25 protein-coding genes and 1 other annotated feature are annotated in these 22904 nt (G+C 44.1%); all 25 genes read right to left on the bottom strand.

The annotated features are described in order from the left end of the window. Positions 1 to 28 precede the first annotated feature (28 nt). The 25 genes from rpsQ to nusG all read right to left on the bottom strand — a co-directional run bounded on the left by rpsQ (position 29) and on the right by nusG (position 22839). A complete protein-coding gene (gene rpsQ, locus E2626_RS15325; protein WP_134382741.1) occupies positions 29 to 292 on the bottom strand; it encodes a 30S ribosomal protein S17 in 264 nt (87 codons plus the stop codon). A 22-nt stretch (positions 293 to 314) separates the two neighbouring features. Then, positions 315 to 515, bottom strand: a complete 201-nt coding sequence (rpmC, locus tag E2626_RS15330; protein WP_039806292.1) for a 50S ribosomal protein L29 — start codon at positions 513 to 515, stop codon at positions 315 to 317. Further along, positions 505 to 939: a 50S ribosomal protein L16 gene (gene rplP / locus E2626_RS15335; RefSeq protein ID WP_134382743.1), complete on the bottom strand. Its 435-nt coding sequence runs from the start codon at positions 937 to 939 to the stop codon at positions 505 to 507. Before rplP ends, rpmC begins: the two co-directional genes overlap by 11 nt. A gap of 2 nt (positions 940 to 941) precedes the next feature. Further along, entirely contained in the window at positions 942 to 1604 is a 663-nt protein-coding gene (gene rpsC, locus E2626_RS15340) for a 30S ribosomal protein S3 (protein WP_134382745.1), read from the bottom strand. A gap of 3 nt (positions 1605 to 1607) precedes the next feature. Further along, complete coding sequence (gene rplV / locus E2626_RS15345; protein ID WP_134382747.1) at positions 1608 to 1949, bottom strand: 50S ribosomal protein L22; 342 nt, start codon at positions 1947 to 1949, stop codon at positions 1608 to 1610. 19 nt (positions 1950 to 1968) lie between these two features. Beyond that, complete coding sequence (gene rpsS, locus E2626_RS15350) at positions 1969 to 2247, bottom strand: 30S ribosomal protein S19 (protein WP_134382749.1); 279 nt, start codon at positions 2245 to 2247, stop codon at positions 1969 to 1971. A gap of 60 nt (positions 2248 to 2307) precedes the next feature. Further along, positions 2308 to 3138 (bottom strand): 50S ribosomal protein L2, encoded by an 831-nt coding sequence (gene rplB / locus E2626_RS15355; RefSeq protein WP_134382751.1) that lies wholly within the window; start codon positions 3136 to 3138, stop codon positions 2308 to 2310. A 33-nt stretch (positions 3139 to 3171) separates the two neighbouring features. Next, entirely contained in the window at positions 3172 to 3456 is a 285-nt protein-coding gene (gene rplW / locus E2626_RS15360; RefSeq protein WP_134382753.1) for a 50S ribosomal protein L23, read from the bottom strand. Further along, a complete protein-coding gene (gene rplD / locus E2626_RS15365; RefSeq protein ID WP_134382755.1) occupies positions 3456 to 4079 on the bottom strand; it encodes a 50S ribosomal protein L4 in 624 nt (207 codons plus the stop codon). The genes rplW and rplD overlap by 1 nt, the downstream gene beginning before the upstream one ends. A 30-nt stretch (positions 4080 to 4109) precedes the next feature. Continuing rightward, a complete protein-coding gene (rplC, locus tag E2626_RS15370) occupies positions 4110 to 4739 on the bottom strand; it encodes a 50S ribosomal protein L3 (protein ID WP_134382757.1) in 630 nt (209 codons plus the stop codon). A gap of 49 nt (positions 4740 to 4788) precedes the next feature. After that, positions 4789 to 5097: a 30S ribosomal protein S10 gene (gene rpsJ, locus E2626_RS15375; RefSeq protein ID WP_104059792.1), complete on the bottom strand. Its 309-nt coding sequence runs from the start codon at positions 5095 to 5097 to the stop codon at positions 4789 to 4791. A gap of 252 nt (positions 5098 to 5349) precedes the next feature. Next, a complete protein-coding gene (locus E2626_RS15380) occupies positions 5350 to 5814 on the bottom strand; it encodes a hypothetical protein (RefSeq protein ID WP_134382759.1) in 465 nt (154 codons plus the stop codon). Positions 5815 to 6195: 381 nt separating this feature from the next. After that, entirely contained in the window at positions 6196 to 7386 is a 1191-nt protein-coding gene (gene tuf, locus E2626_RS15385; RefSeq protein WP_134382761.1) for an elongation factor Tu, read from the bottom strand. A gap of 131 nt (positions 7387 to 7517) precedes the next feature. Then, on the bottom strand, positions 7518 to 9596 hold the full coding sequence (gene fusA, locus E2626_RS15390) for an elongation factor G (RefSeq protein ID WP_134382763.1): 2079 nt from the start codon (positions 9594 to 9596) through the stop codon (positions 7518 to 7520). A 54-nt stretch (positions 9597 to 9650) separates the two neighbouring features. Further along, complete coding sequence (gene rpsG / locus E2626_RS15395) at positions 9651 to 10121, bottom strand: 30S ribosomal protein S7 (protein WP_134382765.1); 471 nt, start codon at positions 10119 to 10121, stop codon at positions 9651 to 9653. 47 nt (positions 10122 to 10168) lie between these two features. Beyond that, positions 10169 to 10588: a 30S ribosomal protein S12 gene (rpsL, locus tag E2626_RS15400; protein WP_134382767.1), complete on the bottom strand. Its 420-nt coding sequence runs from the start codon at positions 10586 to 10588 to the stop codon at positions 10169 to 10171. Positions 10589 to 10688: 100 nt separating this feature from the next. Next, a complete protein-coding gene (locus tag E2626_RS15405; RefSeq protein ID WP_039806264.1) occupies positions 10689 to 10937 on the bottom strand; it encodes a 50S ribosomal protein L7ae-like protein in 249 nt (82 codons plus the stop codon). Between the two features lie 315 nt (positions 10938 to 11252). After that, complete coding sequence (gene rpoC, locus E2626_RS15410) at positions 11253 to 14852, bottom strand: DNA-directed RNA polymerase subunit beta' (RefSeq protein WP_134382769.1); 3600 nt, start codon at positions 14850 to 14852, stop codon at positions 11253 to 11255. A gap of 60 nt (positions 14853 to 14912) precedes the next feature. Next, positions 14913 to 18473 carry a DNA-directed RNA polymerase subunit beta gene (rpoB, locus tag E2626_RS15415; protein WP_134382771.1) on the bottom strand — a complete coding sequence of 1187 codons (3561 nt, stop codon included), beginning with the start codon at positions 18471 to 18473 and terminating at the stop codon, positions 14913 to 14915. Between the two features lie 223 nt (positions 18474 to 18696). After that, on the bottom strand, positions 18697 to 19299 hold the full coding sequence (locus E2626_RS15420) for a class I SAM-dependent methyltransferase (protein WP_134382773.1): 603 nt from the start codon (positions 19297 to 19299) through the stop codon (positions 18697 to 18699). 77 nt (positions 19300 to 19376) lie between these two features. Continuing rightward, on the bottom strand, positions 19377 to 19739 hold the full coding sequence (gene rplL / locus E2626_RS15425) for a 50S ribosomal protein L7/L12 (protein ID WP_134382775.1): 363 nt from the start codon (positions 19737 to 19739) through the stop codon (positions 19377 to 19379). Positions 19740 to 19804: 65 nt separating this feature from the next. Further along, on the bottom strand, positions 19805 to 20305 hold the full coding sequence (rplJ, locus tag E2626_RS15430; protein WP_134382777.1) for a 50S ribosomal protein L10: 501 nt from the start codon (positions 20303 to 20305) through the stop codon (positions 19805 to 19807). 46 nt (positions 20306 to 20351) lie between these two features. Then, positions 20352 to 20497, bottom strand: a sequence feature (ribosomal protein L10 leader region). A 58-nt stretch (positions 20498 to 20555) separates the two neighbouring features. Then, positions 20556 to 21257 (bottom strand): 50S ribosomal protein L1, encoded by a 702-nt coding sequence (gene rplA, locus E2626_RS15435; RefSeq protein ID WP_134382779.1) that lies wholly within the window; start codon positions 21255 to 21257, stop codon positions 20556 to 20558. A gap of 104 nt (positions 21258 to 21361) precedes the next feature. After that, positions 21362 to 21787: a 50S ribosomal protein L11 gene (rplK, locus tag E2626_RS15440; protein ID WP_166786850.1), complete on the bottom strand. Its 426-nt coding sequence runs from the start codon at positions 21785 to 21787 to the stop codon at positions 21362 to 21364. A gap of 515 nt (positions 21788 to 22302) precedes the next feature. After that, the gene (nusG, locus tag E2626_RS15445) at positions 22303 to 22839 is read right to left on the bottom strand and encodes a transcription termination/antitermination protein NusG (protein WP_134382783.1); all 537 of its coding nucleotides are present in this window, start codon (positions 22837 to 22839) and stop codon (positions 22303 to 22305) included. Positions 22840 to 22904: the final 65 nt, after the last annotated feature.

Below are 22904 nucleotides of genomic sequence, written 5' to 3' on the forward strand. Positions count from 1 at the left end.
TTCGGAATTAACATTCCCGAACAATATATTAGATAATAACCGCTTCTTCTACGACTTCCACTAGACGGAAACGTTTTGTTGCTGAAAGCGGACGAGTTTCCATAATGCGAACAATGTCGCCAGTTTTGGCTTGGTTTTGTTCATCGTGAGCTTTGTACTTCTTAGAGTACTTTACTCGTTTGCCATAAAGTGAATGTTTCTTTTGTGTTTCTACCACAACTGTGATTGTTTTGTCCATTTTGTCCGAAACAACACGGCCGGTATAAACCTTACGCTGATTGCGTTCACTCATGCTGCAAACCTCCTCTCAGTTATCAGTTGTTAGCGCCAATTTCTCTTTCACGAATCACGGTTTTCATGCGAGCAATGGCTTTTCGTACTTGACGGATACGAGCAGTGTTTTCAAGCTGACCAGTAGCCAGTTGGAAACGAAGATTGAATAGCTCTTCCTTCAAAGATTTAACTTTTTGTTCAATTTCGGCAGTGGTTAGGTCACGAATTTCATTAGCTTTCATTTGATTCACCACCAATTTCTTCTCGTTTTACAAACTTAGTCTTAATCGGAAGTTTGTGTGATGCTAGTCGAAGTGCTTCACGAGCAACTTCTTCTGGTACTCCAGCGATTTCGAACATAATCTTACCCGGCTTTACAACTGCTACCCATCCTTCAGGTGCCCCTTTACCGGAACCCATTCGGACTTCTAGAGGTTTCTTAGTGTAAGGCTTGTGTGGGAAGATTTTAATCCATACTTTACCGCCACGTTTCATGTAACGTGTCATCGCGATACGAGCAGACTCGATCTGACGGTTAGTGATCCAGCTAGCTTCAAGAGCTTGCAGGCCGTATTCACCAAAACTTACTTCAGTACCGCCTTTTGCCTGTCCGCGCATTTTTCCACGGTGTACACGACGATATTTAACGCGTTTAGGTAATAACATGATTAGTTTCCTCCTTCCTCGGATTTCTTGTGATTCTTGGTAGGAAGAACTTCTCCACGATAGATCCATACTTTAACTCCGAGCTTACCATACGTAGTATCCGCTTCAACGTGAGCGTAATCGATGTCAGCACGAAGAGTATGAAGTGGAACAGTACCTTCACTGTAATGTTCAGCACGTGCGATGTCTGCTCCGCCAAGACGACCAGAAACCATTGTTTTGATCCCTTTAGCGCCAGAACGCATTGTGCGTTGGATTGCTTGTTTTTGAGCACGACGGAAAGACACACGGTTTTCCAATTGACGTGCAATGTTTTCACCTACAAGTTTCGCATCAAGATCAGCGCGTTTGATTTCAACGATGTTGATGTGAACTCGTTTGCCAGTAATCTTGTTAAGGTCTTTACGAAGTGCTTCGACTTCAGTACCACCTTTACCGATAACCATACCTGGCTTAGCAGTGTGAATTGTAATGTTAACGCGGTTAGCCGCTCGCTCGATTTCTACTTTAGAAACTGATGCTTCTTTCAGACGACCTTCGATGTAGTCACGCACTCTAAGGTCTTCATGTAGTAAGTCTGCGTAATCTTTGCCTGCGAACCATTTTGATTCCCAGTCACGGATGATTCCGATTCTTAATCCTATTGGATGTACTTTTTGACCCACGTGTTATCCCTCCTTTTTTTCAGATACCACGATTGTGATGTGGCTTGTACGTTTATTAATGGCACTTGCACGACCTTGTGCACGAGGACGGAAACGTTTAAGTGTTGGCCCTTCGTTTACATATGCTTCAGAAATCACAAGGTTGTTAATGTCCATGTCGTAATTATGCTCAGCGTTCGCTACAGCAGATTTTAATACTTTCTCGATTACTGGTGATGCCGAGCGTGGTGTATGGTTTAATATAGCCACCGCTTCGCCAACCTGCTTACCGCGGATTAAATCTGCTACTAGGCGTACTTTACGAGGAGCAATACGAACTGTGTTTGCAACAGCTTTTGCTTGCATTAGGATAGCCTCCTCTCAATTAGCGTCTTGTTTTCTTATCATCACTTGCGTGACCTTTGTACGTACGGCTTGGTGCGAATTCACCAAGTTTATGACCAACCATATCTTCAGTCACGTAAACTGGTACGTGTTTGCGTCCATCATATACAGCGATTGTATGACCGATGAAGGTAGGGAAGATTGTTGAACGACGAGACCAAGTTTTAATAACCTGCTTCTTGTCTGATTCATTAAGCTTCTCAACTTTTGTCATTAAATGATCGTCTACAAAAGGTCCTTTTTTCAAGCTGCGCCCCATACTGGAACCTCCCTTCGTGATTGCCCTACGGCTCTATTAATGAACCGTAGCTCAATCTCGTTATTTTTTACGACGGCGTACGATAAACTTATCGGACTTGTTTGTCTTCTTACGAGTCTTGTAACCAAGAGTTGGTTTACCCCATGGTGACATTGGTGATTTACGGCCGATTGGCGCTTTACCTTCACCACCACCGTGTGGGTGATCATTCGGGTTCATTACAGAACCACGTACAGTTGGGCGTTTGCCTAACCAGCGTGAACGTCCTGCTTTACCAATGTTGATTAGTTCGTGTTGCTCGTTACCAACTTGTCCTACCGTTGCACGGCAAGTTGCAAGGATCATACGAGTTTCGCCTGAGTTCAGACGCACAAGAACATATTTACCTTCTTTACCTAATACCTGTGCTGATGTACCAGCTGAACGTACAAGCTGACCACCTTTACCAGGCTTAAGCTCGATGTTGTGGATTACAGTACCCACTGGAATGTTTACTAGTGGAAGTGCATTTCCTGTTTTAATATCCGCTTCAGGGCCTGACACGATTTCCATGCCTACTACAAGTCCCTTAGGAGCTAGGATATAACGCTTTTCACCATCAACGTAGTTGATTAGTGCAATGTTTGCAGAACGGTTCGGATCGTATTCGATCGTAGCAACGCGTCCTGGAATGCCATCTTTCGTACGAGCGAAATCGATGACACGGTATTGGCGCTTATGGCCTCCACCTTGGTGACGAACTGTTAACTTACCCTGGTTGTTACGGCCACCTTTACGCTTAATTGGCGCAAGAAGTGATTTTTCCGGTTTGCTAGTTGTAATTTCAGCAAAATCAGAAGTTGTCATGCCGCGACGACCGTTGGAGGTAGGTTTGTACTTTTTAATCGCCATGTCTGTTCCCTCCTCTTCTAGTTATCGGTTTATTTAAACCTCAAAAAATTCGATTTCTTTGCTATCTTCTGTCAGGGTTACAATCGCTTTGCGACGCTTGTTAGTAAAACCTGTATAACGTCCCATGCGCTTGAATTTACCTTTGTAGTTCATGATGTTAACTTTCTCAACATTTACACCAAAGATTTCCTGGACTGCGTCTTTCACTTGTGTTTTGTTAGCACGAGTGTTGACTTCGAACGTATATTTCTTCTCACCCATAAGGTCTGAAGAACGCTCAGTAATTACGGGGCGCTTAATAATATCGCGAGCATCCATTATGCAAGCACCTCCTCTACTTTTTGAACTGCACCTTTTGTCATGATCAGCTTGTCGTGACCCAGTACATCAAGTACGTTGACACCAGTAGCAGATACAACAGTTACGCCTGGAAGATTACGTCCAGATAGAGTTACGTTTTCATCAAGACCTTCAGTCACAACTAGGACCTTCTTGTCTAATGAAAGGCTGCTCAATACTGAAGCAAATTCCTTCGTTTTTGGCGATTCGAATGAAAGCGCCTCTAGAACTAAAATGTTTTCTTCAGCCACTTTGCTTGAAAGAGCTGATTTGATCGCCAGACGACGAACTTTTTTAGGAAGCTTATAGCTATAGCTACGTGGTGTTGGGCCGAATACGACTCCACCGCCGCGCCATTGTGGTGAACGGATCGAACCTTGACGGGCACGTCCAGTTCCCTTCTGACGCCATGGCTTACGACCACCGCCGGCTACTTCAGAACGATTTTTTACTTTGTGAGTTCCCTGACGCTGTGCAGCACGCTGCATCAGTACAGTTTCGAACATCACTGCGTTGTTTGGCTCAATGCCGAAGATAGATTCGTTAAGCTCGATATCACCAGCTTGTGAACCATCCTGTTTAAATACGGATACTTTAGGCATTCCTGTTTCCTCCTTTCCAATTAACGTTTATTATTTCGTTTTAATTGCACTTTTCACAGTGATAAGTGTCTTGTTAGGGCCTGGAACATTACCTTTAACAAGTAACAGATTACGTTCAGCGTCTACCTTTACGATTGAAAGGTTCTGAACTGTAATTTTTTCTCCGCCCATGCGTCCAGGTAGCAATTTACCTTTGAATACGCGGTTCGGATCAACAGGACCCATTGAACCAGGACGACGGTGATAACGTGAACCGTGAGTCATTGGTCCGCGGGATTGGTTATGACGCTTGATTGCACCTTGAAAACCTTTACCCTTAGAAATTCCACTCACATCTACTACATCGCCTTCTGCGAAAATATCAACCTTGACTTCTTGACCAATCTCATACTCGCCAAGCTCAACACCGCGGATTTCACGGACGAAGCGCTTAGGAGCCGTTTCAGCTTTAGCGGCATGTCCTTTTGATGGTTTGTTAGCAAGCTTTTCGCGCTTGTCTTCAAAACCGATCTGGATTGATTCGTATCCATCAGTATCAACAGCTTTCTTTTGAAGAACTACGTTTGGTGTAGCTTCGATTACTGTTACTGGGATAAGATCGCCGTTCTCAGCAAAAACCTGAGTCATTCCAATCTTTCTACCTAAGATTCCTTTGGTCATTAGTCACACCTCCTATAATTTAATTTAATTTAATTTTATTTTTTGTTGATTAAAGTTTGATTTCGATGTCAACGCCAGACGGTAAATCAAGACGCATAAGCGCATCTACCGTTTGCGGTGTTGGGTTCACAATGTCTACAAGACGTTTGTGCGTGCGCATTTCAAACTGCTCACGAGCATCTTTGTATTTGTGGACCGCACGAAGAATTGTGTAAATTGACTTTTCAGTTGGAAGCGGGATTGGACCCGAAACACTAGCACCTGAACGTTTTGCAGTTTCAACAATCTTTTCAGCAGACTGATCAAGAATTCTGTGATCATATGCTTTCAAGCGGATACGGATTTTTTGTTTTGCCATTATTTTCCCTCCTTTATCGCCTATTTAGGAATAGACATTCTCCGCAGAAATTTCCCACACACTAGCCATGGCAAAGCGGCCGGGTGTGTCGGCAACCTCCTGCTTCATCGCAAGTCAAAGACCAACATTAAATATTATACAGAAAATATTTTGTTTGTGCAACCCCTGTTGCAAAAATACTTTCTGTTACACTTTTTCTATTATAAGACCCATGCAGCTGTCTTTCAAGTGATAAGTAAATAGGCAGAAAATTCATAGGGTTTTCTGCTGTTGAATCACACTTTCAGCAGCTATTAGCCATGGTGAGTTCGTTCGGTAAGCTGCATGTTTACTGCTTAGTAATGAGCCGAATGCTAAATAGTGAAGATCTTCGTTTGTCATCATATGAAGTTCTGTCCGATTTTTCAATTCATCCAGATCTTTGTATGCAGCTGAAGACAGTTTTTTTAAGTGATATAATCTCGACACCATTGATCCAAAACGTCTTTCTTCTATAGTAAAGTAACCTTCTTGTTCCCAGTCTTTTATCAGGGATAGATATTTATGATTATTTAACAGGATGCCAAGCTTGTCAGTTGCTTCTTCTGCCGTGATGGCTGACAGCTTAAAAGATTGTTGATACGCCAGAATAACTGCCGGAAGAATTGGCTGTATTTGACGAAGTGGTTTTTTAGTTTGTTTATCGTAGATAGATAGCCATAGATGAATGGGCTCCACGTGTCATTTCCCCTTTCAGCGGGACGGTCTTATTGGTGAGTTTCTTCTATAGTAGTTTAGCGACTTTGAGTGATTATGAGAAGTAGTTTTGGAGGAATGATTGTCTAAGTGGTAAAATGCAGATTGATTTTTGAGGTACTTGAAGTCAAATTTGGTTTTCCCGGTTCTATCTTGTTCTAGTTGGATCATTTTTTTATCATTCACTCCCATTAATTTTTATAGCGAGGAATCAGGGTCATTAAAATCTATTTGAAGTCTTTTTCTAAGATTGCAGGATCAACGCTGTCAATGCTTCCGTTCTCAGCCTCCTTTACTCAAAACCGGCAAACCCAATAAAAAAATCCTGCACCCATAAGGATGCAGGATCTACACATTCAGAAATTACTTCTGGATAGTAGCAACAACGCCAGCGCCTACTGTACGGCCACCTTCACGAATTGAGAACTTAGTTCCTTCTTCGATTGCGATAGGAGAGATTAGCTCAACAGTCATTTCGATGTTGTCGCCAGGCATAACCATTTCTACTCCATCAGGAAGGTTACATACGCCAGTTACGTCCGTAGTACGGAAGTAGAACTGTGGGCGGTAGTTAGTGAAGAATGGAGTGTGACGTCCACCTTCTTCTTTAGATAGAACATAAACTTCAGCTTTGAAGTTAGTGTGTGGAGTGATTGTTCCTGGCTTAGCAAGAACCTGTCCACGGTTGATGTCTTCACGAGCAACCCCACGAAGAAGTGCGCCAATGTTGTCGCCAGCTTCTGCATAGTCAAGAAGCTTACGGAACATTTCAACACCAGTAACAGTAGTTTTCTTCGGATCTTCAGAAAGACCGATGATTTCTACTTCGTCACCAACTTTAACTTGTCCACGCTCAACACGTCCAGTAGCAACTGTACCACGGCCAGTGATTGAGAATACATCCTCAATTGGCATCATGAATGGCTTTTCAGTGTCACGCTCAGGAGTTGGAATGTAGCTATCTACAGCTTCCATAAGTTCGAAGATTTTCTCTTCCCACTCTTCTTCTCCTTCAAGTGCTTTAAGAGCAGAACCTTTGATTACAGGGATATCGTCGCCTGGGAAATCGTACTCAGAAAGAAGGTCACGGATTTCCATTTCAACTAGTTCAAGAAGCTCTTCGTCGTCTACCATGTCGCATTTGTTCATGAATACTACAAGGTAAGGTACGCCTACCTGACGAGAAAGAAGGATGTGCTCACGAGTCTGTGGCATTGGGCCATCAGCAGCAGATACTACAAGAATACCGCCGTCCATTTGAGCAGCACCAGTGATCATGTTTTTAACATAGTCAGCGTGTCCTGGGCAGTCAACGTGTGCATAGTGACGAGTGTCAGTTTCGTACTCAACGTGTGCAGTTGAGATTGTGATTCCGCGCTCGCGCTCTTCTGGAGCACCATCAATTTGATCATAAGCCATTGCAGATCCACGACCATATTTCTTGTGAAGTACAGTTGTGATTGCAGCAGTTAGAGTTGTTTTACCATGGTCAACGTGTCCGATTGTACCAATGTTAGCATGGGTTTTCGAACGGTCGAATTTTTCCTTAGCCATTACGGAATTCCTCCTTCAAATTATAAAAAATTAATTAGTTTTATTTTTAAATATGGCTTTTCGGGGGCAGCTGCCCCCAGTACACCATAGCTTACATAAGTAGTTATACTTTAATGTAAGGGTGAAATCAATTATTCACCTTTATTTTTTTTGATGATTTCTTCACTCACAGACTTCGGTACTTCCTCGTAGTGATCGAAGAACATTGAGAATGTTCCACGTCCCTGCGTGTTAGAACGAAGTGAAGTTGCGTATCCGAACATTTCAGCCAGCGGTACAAATGCTTTTACGATTTGTGTGTTACCGCGAGCAGACATTCCTTCAACACGTCCACGGCGAGCTGTAACGTCTCCCATGATGTCTCCCATATATTCTTCAGGAATCATCACTTCTACGCGCATTAGCGGCTCAAGAAGAACCGGGTTACACTTAGCAACCGCATTTTTCAATGCCATTGAAGCAGCAATCTTAAACGCCATCTCAGAGGAGTCAACGTCATGGTATGAACCATCGTATAGTCTCGCTTTGATGTCGATTAGAGGGTAACCAGCTAGTACACCGTTGTCAAGAGAGTCTTCAAGACCCTGCTGAACAGCCGGAATGTATTCACGTGGAACAGAACCCCCTACGATGCCGTTTTCAAATTCAAAGCCTGCTCCCTCTTCGTTAGGAGAGAATTCGATCTTAACGTGACCGAACTGTCCACGACCACCAGACTGGCGGACGAACTTCCCTTCAACTTGAGCAGAGCCGCGGAATGTTTCACGGTAAGATACCTGTGGAGCACCCACGTTAGCTTCTACTTTGAATTCACGCTTCATACGATCAACTAGGATATCAAGGTGAAGCTCACCCATACCCGCGATGATTGTCTGTCCAGTTTCCTGGTCAGTGTGTGCGTGGAATGTTGGATCTTCTTCCTGAAGCTTCTGAAGCGCCTGAGACATCTTGTCCTGGTCAGCTTTAGACTTAGGTTCGATCGCAACAGAGATAACCGGCTCAGGGAATTCCATTGATTCAAGAATAACAAGACTCTTTTCATCACATAGCGTGTCCCCTGTAGTTGTATCTTTAAGACCAACTGCAGCAGCGATATCTCCAGCATATACTTCCGCGATTTCTTCACGAGAGTTTGCGTGCATTTGCAGGATACGTCCTACACGCTCACGCTTACCTTTCGTTGCATTCTGAACGTATGAACCAGACTGGAGCACACCAGAATATACACGGAAGAATGTAAGTTTACCTACATAAGGATCCGTCATTACTTTGAATGCAAGCGCTGAGAATGGCTCGTCGTCGCTAGCTGGACGAACGATTTCTTCTTCAGTCTCTGGAACGTGTCCAGTGATTGGCTTAACATCAAGTGGTGATGGAAGGTATTCAAGTACTGCATCAAGCAGAAGCTGAACGCCTTTATTTTTGAAAGCAGAACCACAGATAACCGGATAAAACTCAACATCACAAGTTCCTTTACGGATTGCTGCTTTAAGTTCATCTACAGTGATTTCTTCACCTTCAAGATATTTCATCATTAGCTCTTCATCAAGATCCGCAGCTGCTTCAACCAGCTTAGCGCGGTATTCTTCAGCTTGCTCCTTGTACTCTTCAGGAATTTCACGCTGATCAGTACGAGTTCCAAGATCATCTTCATAGAAGTATGCTACGTTTTCAACAAGGTCGATGATTCCTTCGAATTCATCTTCCGCACCGATTGGCAACTGAATTGGATGAGCATTAGCTTGAAGACGGTCATGCAGTGTTCCTACAGAATATAGGAAGTCTGCCCCGATCTTATCCATTTTATTAACGAATACGATACGAGGAACACCATACGTTGTCGCTTGACGCCATACAGTTTCTGTCTGTGGCTCAACACCCGACTGGGCATCAAGAACACCTACAGCACCATCAAGTACACGAAGTGAACGTTCAACTTCAACAGTGAAGTCTACGTGTCCAGGTGTATCGATAATGTTTACACGGTGGCCTTTCCAAGAAGCAGTTGTTGCAGCAGATGTGATCGTGATCCCACGCTCCTGCTCCTGCTCCATCCAGTCCATCTGTGATGCACCTTCGTGCGTTTCACCGATCTTATGGATACGACCTGTGTAGTAAAGGATACGCTCCGTAGCAGTCGTCTTACCGGCATCGATGTGTGCCATGATACCGATATTACGAGTGTTGTTTAAGGAGAACTCTCTAGGCATTGGTCTTTCTCCTTCCTACTAATAAATGAGATTTGTGTAACAAAAAGCTGAATCCTACCAGCGGTAGTGAGCAAATGCTTTATTTGCTTCAGCCATTTTATGCATATCTTCACGCTTCTTAACTGAAGCGCCAGTGTTGTTTGCTGCATCAAGAATTTCATTAGCAAGACGCTCTTCCATAGTCTTTTCTCCACGAAGACGTGCATAGTTAACTAACCAGCGAAGTCCAAGTGTAGTACGACGTTCCGGACGCACCTCAACCGGTACCTGATAGTTCGCACCGCCGACACGGCGAGCACGTACTTCAAGAACTGGCATAATGTTCTTAAGCGCCTGGTCGAATACTTCTAGAGCATCTTTCCCAGAACGTTCCTGAACGATATCGAAAGCAGAATATAAGATACGCTGAGCTGTACCTTTCTTTCCGTCAATCATGATTTTGTTTACTAGACGAGTTACCAGCTTCGAGTTATGAATCGGATCCGGTAAAACATCACGTTTTGTAACTGCACCTTTACGAGGCATGTGATTTCCTCCTTTCATAGGAAAATAATTTCTTTATTATCAGTTGATTACTTTTTGTCTTTTGGTCTCTTAGTTCCGTATAGTGAACGACCTTGACGACGTCCATCTACACCAGCAGTATCAAGCGCACCACGTACGATGTGGTAACGTACCCCTGGTAAATCTTTTACACGTCCTCCGCGAATAAGAACAACACTGTGTTCTTGAAGGTTGTGCCCGATACCAGGAATGTATGCTGTAACCTCGATTTGGTTTGTAAGACGCACACGAGCATATTTACGAAGTGCCGAGTTCGGCTTCTTCGGTGTCATCGTACCAACACGAGTACAAACACCACGCTTCTGTGGTGATGAAAGGTTAGTCGCTTTTTTCTTAAAGCTGTTATAACCTTTGTTCAATGCTGGTGAGTCAGACTTTGAGCCCTTTGATTGGCGTGGTTTACGCACTAATTGATTAATAGTAGGCATGTTTATGTCCTCCCTTCCTTAATATTTTAAGCCCACACATCCAGGTGGTTCATTTTAGGGTAAAAACAAAGTCCTTGCAACTTCTGCTGCAAAAACATGTTTACATAGTAATGGCTACCGCAGCAGCACCAACCTCGATCCCGCACGCTTTGCCCAGCTTCTTCATTGAATCCACATGGGTTACGTTTACGTTCATCTCTTCAGCGGTGAGTAGCACCCGGTCAACAACATGAGAGTCGACATCGTCTGCAACGATGACTTCCCTGACTGACCCTGCTTTGAGTGCCTTTACGACTTGCTTGGATCCTACAACGATGTGTTTAGCCTGTGATACTTTTTCATAAGACATAATCATATCCTCCAAAGTAACAGGTTGTTAATTAGTAGCAACCTTGAATATATTATCATCTCAACGATAGGTTGTCAACAAAGTTTGTAAATTATCCTGATGTTTTATAAAGATAGATGGTCATCATCAAGTATCCGGGAACCACCGTTGATTTGCGTGGAGGACTGCGCTTTCATGCCCCGGGCGGTGAGCCTCCGTCCCCACTACAATCAACTTACGATATTAAACAAAAAATACTAAGCTTCATTTAATATCTAGCAGATAAAAAGGTGACGCCATTCAGGCGCCACCTTTTATGCTTTCACAGACTTGAAACTATTCCACGGAAACTGGTTCTGCTTCCGGGCGTTTTTCACTCACAATTTCAGCCTGACGATAGCGCTGCATACCTGTTCCGGCTGGAACAAGTTTACCGATAATAACATTTTCTTTCAGTCCAAGCAGTTCATCACGCTTCCCTTTAATTGCTGCGTCTGTCAGGACACGAGTTGTCTCCTGGAATGATGCAGCAGAAAGGAATGACTCTGTTTCAAGAGATGCTTTTGTGATCCCCAGGATAAGCGGACGACCAGTGGCCGGTTGCTTACCATCAAGCAGAACCTGAGCGTTTGCTTCCATGAACTGATGTACATCAAGCAGAGATCCCGGCAGCAGTTCTGTTTCACCAGCTTCAATGACACGTACTTTACGAAGCATCTGGCGAACCATTACTTCAACGTGTTTATCACCGATTTCAACACCCTGCATACGGTATACTTTTTGTACTTCTTTCAGTAGATATTCCTGAACGGCTGCAACGTCACGCACCTTGATCAGTTCTTTAGGGTCAATTGAACCTTCTGTCAGAACCTGGCCGCGTTCGATCACTTCGTCAACCGTCACTTTCACACGTGCAGTATAAGGAGCAGAATAAGTTTTCGTTTCTACTTCACCTTTTACTGTAATATCCTGCTGTCGGTCTTTTCCTTCAGTGATTTCAGTAATCACACCGTCAATTTCAGAAATCGTAGCCTGACCTTTCGGATTACGGGCTTCGAAAATTTCCTGGATACGTGGAAGACCTTGTGTGATATCGTCTCCTGCTACACCACCTGTGTGGAATGTACGCATTGTAAGCTGTGTACCCGGCTCACCGATTGACTGGGCTGCGATGATGCCGACTGCTTCGCCGACTTCAACTTTTTCACCAGTCGCAAGGTTTTTACCATAACACTTCTCACATACGCCATGACGCGTGTTACAAGTGAATGCAGATCGGATTGACACTTCTTCAATACCAGCTTCAATGATCTGACGGCCAATATCTTCTGTAATCAGCTCATTGCGCTGAACGAAGATTTCACCTGTCTTAGGATGCTTGACTGTCTGGTTTGAATAACGGCCTTCTAGACGCTCTTCAAGCGCTTCGATTACCTCTGTGCCGTCTTTTAGTGAGCTTACTCGAAGACCACGGTCAGTACCGCAATCTTCTTCACGGACGATTACATCCTGTGCTACGTCAACAAGTCGACGAGTCAGGTAACCTGAATCGGCTGTCTTCAGTGCAGTATCGGCAAGACCTTTACGTGCACCGTGCGTGGAGATGAAGTACTCAAGTACTGTCAGACCTTCACGGAAACTTGACTTGATCGGAAGCTCAATGATTCGTCCAGCCGGGTTGGCCATCAGACCACGCATACCGGCAAGCTGCGTAAAGTTAGATGCGTTACCACGGGCACCTGAATCACTCATCATATAGATCGGATTCAGACTGTCAAGTGTCAGCATCAGTTTGTCCTGAATAATATCCTTCGCTGCTGACCAGATAGAAATGACGCGTTCATAGCGCTCTTCTTCTGTAATCAGACCACGACGGAATTGCTTCTGAACTTTATCAACTTTTGATTGTGCATCGTCAAGGATTCCCTGCTTCTCAGGAAGTACCACGATATCAGCGATACCGATTGTAATACCTGCACGGGTTGAGTGCTTAAATCCAAGGTTTTTCATGCTATCAAGCATCCTGGATGTATCCGTTAAGTGGAATCGCTTGAAGACTTCAGCAATGATGCTTCCAAGGAAACCTTTCTTAAACGGTGTTACCAGTTCAGCTTTTTTAAAGTGTTCTTTTACATCTACAGTTGGATCAACGAAGTATTTATCAGGTGTGTTCACCTCAAGGTTCTCCATTGTCGGTTCGTTAATGTAAGGGAACTCTACAGGAAGAATTTCATTAAAGATGACTTTCCCGACTGTTGTCAGAAGAAGTTTCTTACTCTGTTCTTCCGTAAATGATGGCTTGTTCACTGCGCCTGCATAAATTGCAATACGCGTGTGCAGGTGAACATATCCATTCTGGTATGCAAGAAGGACTTCATCCGCATTGTGGAATACTGTACCTTCACCTACGCCATTTGTACGCTCTAATGTCAGGTAGTAGTTACCGAGTACCATATCCTGAGACGGTGTAACAACTGGTTTCCCGTCTTTCGGATTAAGAATGTTCTGTGCAGCAAGCATAAGAAGACGGGCTTCAGCCTGCGCTTCAGATGACAGCGGTACGTGAACCGCCATTTGGTCACCGTCAAAGTCAGCGTTATAAGCTGTACATACGAGCGGGTGAAGACGGATCGCGCGACCTTCAACCAATGTTGGTTCGAAAGCCTGGATACCAAGACGGTGAAGTGTAGGTGCCCGGTTAAGAAGAACCGGATGCTCCTTAATTACATCTTCGAGAACGTCCCAAACTTCATCATGAACACGTTCAATCTTACGCTTCGCACTCTTAATGTTATGGGCAAGGCCACGTTCTACAAGCTCTTTCATAACAAAAGGCTTGAACAGTTCAAGCGCCATTTCCTTCGGCAGACCGCACTGATACATTTTCAGGCTAGGTCCAACAACGATAACGGAACGGCCTGAGTAGTCAACACGCTTACCAAGAAGGTTTTGACGGAAACGTCCCTGCTTCCCTTTCAGCATATGAGAAAGAGATTTTAGTGGACGGTTACCCGGTCCTGTAACAGGGCGTCCGCGACGACCGTTATCGATTAACGCATCTACAGCTTCCTGCAGCATACGCTTTTCATTTTGAACGATGATGCCTGGTGCACCAAGGTCTAACAGACGCTTCAGACGGTTATTACGGTTAATCACACGGCGGTAAAGGTCGTTCAGGTCAGATGTAGCGAAACGTCCACCATCAAGCTGAACCATCGGACGAATTTCCGGCGGAATGACAGGTAATACATCGAGAATCATCCAGTCAGGAAGGTTTCCTGAATTACGGAAAGATTCCACTACTTCAAGACGCTTGATCGCTCTTGTGCGTCGCTGTCCCTGTGCAGTTTTTAATTCTTCTTTCAGTGATTCCGCTTCTTTATCAAGATCGATGTCCTGAAGAAGCTTGCGGATTGCTTCGGCTCCCATAGCAGCCTGGAATTTTCCACTGTACTTTTCACGGTACGCGCGGTATTCCTTCTCAGAAAGAAGCTGTTTCTTTTCAAGCGCAGTGTCTCCTGCTTCTGTTACTACATAAGAAGCAAAGTAAATGACTTCCTCAAGCGCACGTGGTGACATGTCAAGAACAAGTCCCATGCGGCTCGGAATGCCTTTGAAGTACCAGATGTGAGAAACAGGTGCTGCAAGCTCGATATGACCCATACGTTCACGGCGGACTTTCGCACGTGTTACTTCAACACCACAGCGGTCACAAACGACGCCCTTGTAACGGACGCGTTTGTATTTACCGCAATGACACTCCCAGTCTTTTTGCGGGCCGAAGATTCGCTCGCAGAAAAGACCGTCTTTTTCAGGCTTCAGTGTACGATAGTTGATCGTTTCAGGCTTCTTTACTTCACCAAATGACCAAGAACGGATCTTGTCAGGTGAGGCCAAACCAATTTTCATATATTCAAAGTTATTAACATCTATCAAGGAGCCTACCTCCCTTTTCGTTTAAAGGTTTCACCCTATTGTCGATTCCCGGTGTCACAATTATTCCTTTGTGCCGACAGTTTCAGAAGTTTTACTTTCTGTTTCCGGCGCAATGTTTAATGCATCAGCCTGATGGATGTCGTCATCGTCATCGAGGTCGCGCATTTCGATTTCTTCATCGTCGATTGATAGCATCTTAACGTCCATACCAAGACTCTGAAGTTCTTTAATTAATACTTTAAATGATTCAGGAACGCCCGGTTCCGGAACGCTGTCACCTTTAACAATCGCTTCGTACGTTTTTACACGTCCGACTACGTCATCTGATTTGACAGTTAAAATTTCCTGAAGTGTATATGCGGCACCATATGCTTCAAGTGCCCAAACTTCCATTTCACCGAAACGCTGTCCGCCGAACTGTGCTTTACCGCCCAGTGGCTGCTGTGTAACAAGTGAGTATGGTCCTGTTGAACGTGCGTGAAGCTTATCATCAACCATGTGTGCCAGTTTGATCATATACATAACCCCAACTGATACACGGTTGTCGAATGGATCGCCGGTTCTTCCATCATAAAGGACCGTCTTACCATCACGCGACATACCTGATTCTTCGATTGTTTCCCAAACGTCTTCCTCATTGGCACCATCAAATACCGGTGTAGCAATATGAATACCCATTGCGCGGGCAGCCATTCCCATGTGCATCTCAAGAACCTGACCGATGTTCATACGGGATGGTACACCAAGTGGGTTTAACATGATGTCAATTGGTGTGCCGTCTGGAAGATACGGCATATCTTCTTCTGGCAATATACGTGAGATAACACCTTTGTTACCGTGACGTCCGGCCATTTTGTCACCTACAGAGATCTTTCTCTTCTGTACGATATAACAACGTACCAGCTGATTCACACCAGGAGGCAGCTCATCGCCATCTTCACGGTTGAAGATTTTCACATCAAGGATGATTCCGCCTGCTCCGTGTGGTACACGAAGTGACGTATCACGAACTTCACGTGCTTTTTCACCGAAGATTGCATGAAGCAGACGCTCTTCAGCAGTCAGTTCAGTTACACCTTTAGGCGTTACTTTACCAACCAGAATATCTCCATCTTTTACTTCAGCACCCACGCGAATGATTCCGCGGTCGTCGAGGTGACGCAGTGCATCTTCACCGACGTTTGGAATATCACGTGTGATCTCTTCAGGTCCAAGCTTTGTATCACGTGATTCTGATTCATATTCTTCAATATGAATAGAAGTATATACATCATCTTTTACAAGGCGCTCACTCATGATTACAGCATCCTCGTAGTTAAAACCGTCCCACGTCATGAAACCAACAAGAACGTTACGACCAAGCGCAAGCTCTCCTGCTTCCATTGATGGTCCGTCTGCAAGAATTTCACCTACATCAACACGGTCACCTACAGCAACGATTGGACGCTGGTTGTAACATGTACCCTGGTTAGATCGGATGAATTTTTGCAGTTTGTATTTATCAAGGTCGCCTTCAGTTTCTTTACCGTCAACATCTGTTAAGCGGCGCACCCAAATCTGATTTGCCTGTACGCGCTCGACGATTCCTTCATGCTTGTTAATAACAGCAGCCCCTGAGTCCTTCGCAGAAACGTGCTCCATTCCTGTACCTACAAATGGCGCTTCCGGATTCATAAGCGGAACTGCCTGACGCTGCATGTTTGCTCCCATTAACGCACGGTTCGAGTCATCGTTTTCAAGGAACGGAATGCATGCTGTCGCAGCAGATACTACCTGCTTAGGAGATACATCCATGTAGTCAATGCGGTCACGCTTGAAGACTGTGTTTTCACCGCGGAAACGGGAAACAACTTCTTCATCAAGGAATGAACCATCATCATCAAGACGGGCATTCGCCTGCGCCACTACATAGTTGTCTTCTTCATCTGCTGTCAGATAATCAATTTGCTCTGTCACTTTTCCAGTTTCAGGGTCAACACGGCGATATGGCGTTTCAATAAAGCCAAAGCGGTTAACCTTTGCAAAGCTGGACAGTGAGTTGATCAGCCCGATATTCGGACCCTCAGGTGTTTCAATCGGACACATACGGCCATAGTGAGAGTAGTGAACATCACGTACTTCAAAGCCAGCACGTTCACGTGTTAAACCACCGGGTCCAAGTGCAGACAGTCGACGTTTGTGCGTCAATTCTGCAAGTGGGTTTGTCTGATCCATGAACTGTGAAAGCTGAGAACTACCAAAGAATTCTTTAATAGAAGCAATAACAGGACGAATGTTAATCAGCTGTTGAGGCGTGATTGTATTCGTATCCTGAATTGACATTCTTTCACGAACCACACGCTCCATACGTGACAAACCAATTCGGAACTGGTTTTGCAGAAGCTCCCCTACCGAACGCAGTCGGCGGTTACCAAGGTGGTCAATATCATCAGTCAATCCAACGCCATGAAGCAGGTTGAAGAAATAGCTGACCGAAGACACAATATCAGCAATTGTAATATTCTTCACACTGTCATCAACATAAGCATTGCTGATTACATTGATTTCCTGACCCTCTTCAGAGTTAGGCACTTGAATTTTAATCGTCTGAAGTGTTAAGTCTTCTTCAACAACTCCACCTACATGGTTAAAAGTAATGAAACCTACGCCGTTTTCAAGGTTAGGGATCAGCTTATCCAGGTTTCGGCGGTCAAGCAGCGTTCCTTTTTCGGCCAAAATTTCACCGGTTTCAGGATCAGCCAACGTTTCAGCTAGTACTTGTCCGAAAAGACGATTCTTAATATGAAGCTTTTTATTCATTTTATAACGGCCTACATTAGCCAGATCATAACGCTTAGGGTCAAAGAAACGAGACTGCAGAAGGCTCTTAGCATTTTCTACTGTCGGTGGTTCACCCGGACGCAGACGCTCATAGATTTCCAATAACGCTTTTTCAACAGTTTCGGTATTGTCTTTTTCTAACGTATTGCGGATGTACTCATTGTCTCCGATCAGATCAATAATTTCCTGATCCGAACCAAAACCAAGTGCACGCAGCAATACAGTCGCAGGAAGCTTTCGTGTACGATCTATACGAACGTGTACGACGTCTTTAGCATCTGTCTCATATTCAAGCCACGCACCACGGTTAGGAATAACCGTTGCACCAAAGCCTTTCTTACCGTTTTTATCCATTTTACCATGGAAATAGACACTTGGAGAACGCACAAGCTGAGAAACAATAACACGCTCTGCACCATTAATGATGAATGTGCCTGTTTCTGTCATCAGCGGGAAGTCTCCCATAAATACATCCTGGTCTTTTACTTCGCCGGTTTCTTTATTCAATAGACGAACTTTTACACGCAGCGGCGCAGAATAAGTAACGTCACGCTCCTTTGATTCGTCTACAGAATACTTAGGCTCACCAAGGCTGTAATCAATAAACTCAAGTGACAAGTTTCCTGTAAAATCTTCGATCGGCGAAATATCGCGGAACATTTCGCGAAGTCCTTCTTCTAAAAACCAGTCGTAAGAAGCTGTCTGAATCTCTATCAGATTCGGTAAATCCAGCACCTCACTAATACGCGCATAGCTTCTGCGCTGGCGGTGTCGTCCATACTGAACTAGTTGACCTGTCAACTGATTCACCCCTCAAATCAAGCATTTTAGCGTCCGCTAATCTCGTAAAAAGAAAAAACGAACATAACACAAATAGAAAACGGGAAATCTCCACATTTTCTATTCTTTAAAACTTTATTTAAACCATTATTACCCAAAGGACAATCCATTTATACAAAATGGACATACTTACTGATATTAATATTTTTACATCTTATAATAGTAACACAACCGTTTTGGGCGGTCAATCCTTTTTTGCTCTGAAGATGAAGTAGCCTTTTTTCTTGTCTGCAACTTCCACACTCGAAAACATTTCTTCAAGCTTTGCTTTAGCAGACGGCGCTCCCTGCTTCTTTTGAATGACAACCCAAAGCTCACCGCCGGAAACAAGCTTACCGGCGCTCTGCTCTAATATGCGGTGAACAGTTTTTTTGCCAGCCCGGATCGGCGGGTTTGTCAAAATCCCGGCAAAAGACTGCTCTTCCACCTGATCAAGGCAATCACTTTCATAAATTGAGATATTGCGAATTTGATTCTGCTCCGCATTTTCTTTTGCTAATTCAAGCGCCCGTTCATTCACATCTACCATTTGAATGTTTCTGCCAGGCATACTTTTAGCCAGTGATAAACCAATTGGACCGTAGCCACAGCCGACATCCAGTACCGGACCGTCAACCACCGGCTCTTCGAACGCTTCAATTAGCACCCTTGAACCGAAATCTACTTCTTTTTTTGAAAACACACCATGATCAGTTTTAAATTTAAGTTTGTGCCCGCGGAGTGTGAAATCCCACCAATTAGGGTTACTGTCAACTCCAGGCTTCTTTGAGTAATAATGATCCGACATCGCGACCACCCCACCCTTCTTCTTTTTCGATAAAAAAAGCCCGCTATATTTCAAGCGGACTTTCTCTTAGGACAAAATTACTTAACTTCTACGCCAGCGCCAACTTCTTCAAGCTTAGCTTTAAGCTCTTCAGCTTCTTCCTTAGAAGCGCCTTCTTTAACAGCTTTAGGCGTGTTGTCTACCATTTCTTTAGCTTCTTTCAGGCCAAGACCAGTGATTTCACGAACCACTTTGATAACCTTGATCTTCTGAGCTCCAGCTTCAGTAAGAACAACATCGAATTCAGATTGTTCAGCAGCAGCTTCTCCAGCTCCGCCACCAGCTACAGCTACAGGAGCAGCAGCAGATACGCCGAATTCTTCTTCGATTGCTTTTACTAGGTCGTTAAGTTCAAGAACTGTCATTTCTTTGATTGCGTCGATCATTTGTTCTTTAGTCATGATATAGTTCCTCCTCGTGGAATGTTTTTGTTTGGGTTGGATATTGCTATCCGGTTAACAGGGAATTAAGCGCCCTGTTCTTCTTTTTGATCTGCAACCGCTTGAGTTGCAATTGCGAATCCGCGCATAGGCGCTGAAAGAACGTTTGCAAGCATTGAAAGTAGACCTTCGCGTGATGGAAGTTCCGCAAGAGCTTTCACTTGTTCAAGTGAAGCAACAGATCCTTCGATCACACCCGCTTTAAGTTCAAGTGCTTCGTGCTCTTTCGCAAAGTTGTTAAGAATCTTCGCTGGTGCAACAACATCTTCAGAAGAAAATGCAATTGCATTAGGACCTGTAAGGCTTTCATCAAGACCTTCAAGACCAGCAGCTTCTGCCGCACGGCGAGTCATTGAGTTTTTGTATACCTTGAACTCAACGCCTGCTTCACGAAGCTGTTTACGAAGCTCAGTTACTTCTGAAACAGATAGTCCGCGGTAATCAACAATCACAGATGCTGCGCTTGATTGAAGTTTTTCCTGGATTTCTGTAACAAGCTGTTTCTTTTGCTCGATAATACTGCTCATCCTAACACCTCCTGTATTATTTGCTGTAGGCGTCACCTATACCGTTCCGATCACTAAAAAGCCTCTATGCCGGAAAGTAGACATAGAGGCGTATCATTTCAAGTAAAAGAGAATCCTTTTAATCGTCATGACCTCGGCAGGAAATTAAGTCTTACAGACACCTGCTGTCTACGGTACAAATGAATATATAATTTCACAACAGAGAACATCATATCAGACATTCTCATATTGTGTCAATAAAATTCAAGAATTATTTTTTTACTGTTACAGATGATGGGTCAACTTTGATTCCAGGGCCCATAGTAGTTGTTACTGCTACTGACTTCATGTAAGTTCCCTTAGATGAAGATGGCTTAGCTTTCTGAACAACATCAAAAATTGCATTGAAGTTTTCAACAAGCTTTTCCTGGTCAAATGAAACTTTACCGATTGGCACGTGAATGATACCAGACTTTTCAGCACGGTATTCAACTTTACCAGCCTTGATTTCATTAACAGCTTTTTCAACATCAAATGTAACTGTGCCTGTTTTAGGGTTTGGCATAAGGCCTTTTGGTCCCAGAACTCGTCCTAGTTTACCAACTTCACCCATCATGTCAGGTGTTGCAACGATTACGTCAAAATCAAACCAGCCGCCTTGAATCTTTTGAACAAGGTCGCCTTCTCCAACGTAGTCTGCGCCAGCCGCTTCAGCTTCTTTTGCTTTTTCGCCTTTAGCGAAAACAAGAACGCTTTGCGTTTTACCAGTTCCGTTTGGCAGTACAACTGCTCCACGGATCTGCTGATCGTTTTTACGAGTGTCGATACCAAGACGGAATGCTGCTTCCACCGTTGCATCGAATTTTACAGTGCTTGTCTTTTGCGCAAGCTCAATTGCTTCAGTTGCTGTGTAGTTTACAGAGCGGTCAACAAGCTTTGCAGCTTCTTGATACTTTTTACCTTTGTTAGCCATTATAAGTTCCTCCTAATGTGGTTTTAGCGGAATAACCTCCCACGAATAAGGGTTGCGAGTGAAAGTTCTTCAGCTTCGCAACCCTGTCCAAGACAAACAATCAATTAGTCTTCAATCGTAATCCCCATGCTTCGAGCAGTACCTTCAACCATGCGCATTGCTGATTCAACATCAGCTGCGTTTAGATCAGGCATTTTTGTTTCCGCGATTTCACGTACCTTGTCACGTTTGACAGCCGCTACTTTGTTGCGGTTTGGTTCACCAGAACCTGACTCGATTCCTGCTGCTTTCTTAAGTAGAACTGCAGCTGGCGGAGTTTTAGTAACGAATGTAAATGAACGGTCTTCAAAAACCGTAATTTCAACAGGGATGATAAGACCAGCTTGATCAGCTGTACGAGCGTTGAACTCTTTACAGAATCCCATAATGTTTACACCAGCCTGACCCAATGCAGGACCTACCGGCGGAGCTGGATTAGCTTTCCCAGCAGGGATTTGAAGCTTTACCATTTTAATAACTTTTTTAGCCACGAGACACACCTCCTTAAGTCCGTGATGTGGTAATAGGGCGGTTGTTTTTGCCCTCCCACTCAAAACTGATTCTTTTATATAAAGAATATAAAATGTTAGTTCAGTCTCTCTATTGAGACATACTGACTTAAAAGATGTTACCATCTTTCAAATCATAATTCAAGACGTTCTTTTTATATTTTAAGGAAATTCGTTAAATAAGCGGGTTTTCTTTTAGTGCTGGTCTGTAAATTTGGCTGATGATCTCCACTTCAGGCGGACGCTTTCCGTGGCCGGGCGCTGAGCCATCAGGCTTTGCCATGATTGTCTCATCTGTCCCTTCCTGCCACAGGAGTCGCCGCCTTACGCTACGATCATCAGCTGCGCAAAAACAACTATAGGTTTTATAGAATCTCTCAATCAAACATGTTTTCGTGAGTAGTAACGTCCCTTATCTACTCCGCCCTCCCGAAAGAGGTTCAGCTGAGTTACGAAAAAACAGTCCCGCTACCAAAGAAAATCTACTTTAATTTTTACTAATCAAGCTTCGTAATTTGTGTGAACTCAAGTTCAACTGGTGTTTCACGGCCGAACATGTTTACAAGTACTTTTACTTTCCCTTTATCTGCGTCGATGTCTTCGATCACGCCGGCAAAGTTAGCGAATGGTCCTTCATTAACCGTTACGTTTTCACCAAGTTCGAAGTCCACGTCCATTGTGCGTTCCTGCATGCCCATTTGTTTGAGCAGCTGCGTTACCTCTTCCGGTAAAAGTGGTGTTGGCTTTGCGCCACCGCCTGATGACCCGACAAAGCCGGTTACGCCCGGCGTATTACGTACGACGTACCATGAATCATCAGTCATGACGATTTCTACAAGTACATAACCAGGGAATGTTTTACGCTTTACCGTTTTCACTTTACCATCTTTGACTTCAGTTTCTTCCTCTTCCGGCACGACAACGCGGAATATCTTATCCTGCATTCCCATTGTCTCAACTCGTTTTTCCAAGTTCATTTTCACCTTATTCTCATAACCGGAATATGTGTGAACTACATACCAATTCTTTTCCACGAAGGAATTCCTCCTCTTTTAAGGCACTTGCCTGTTTTCATTTGAACGCATCTATCTGACTGTCA

Source organism: Jeotgalibacillus salarius (assembly GCF_004405125.1).
Classification (GTDB): domain Bacteria; phylum Bacillota; class Bacilli; order Bacillales; family Jeotgalibacillaceae; genus Jeotgalibacillus; species Jeotgalibacillus salarius.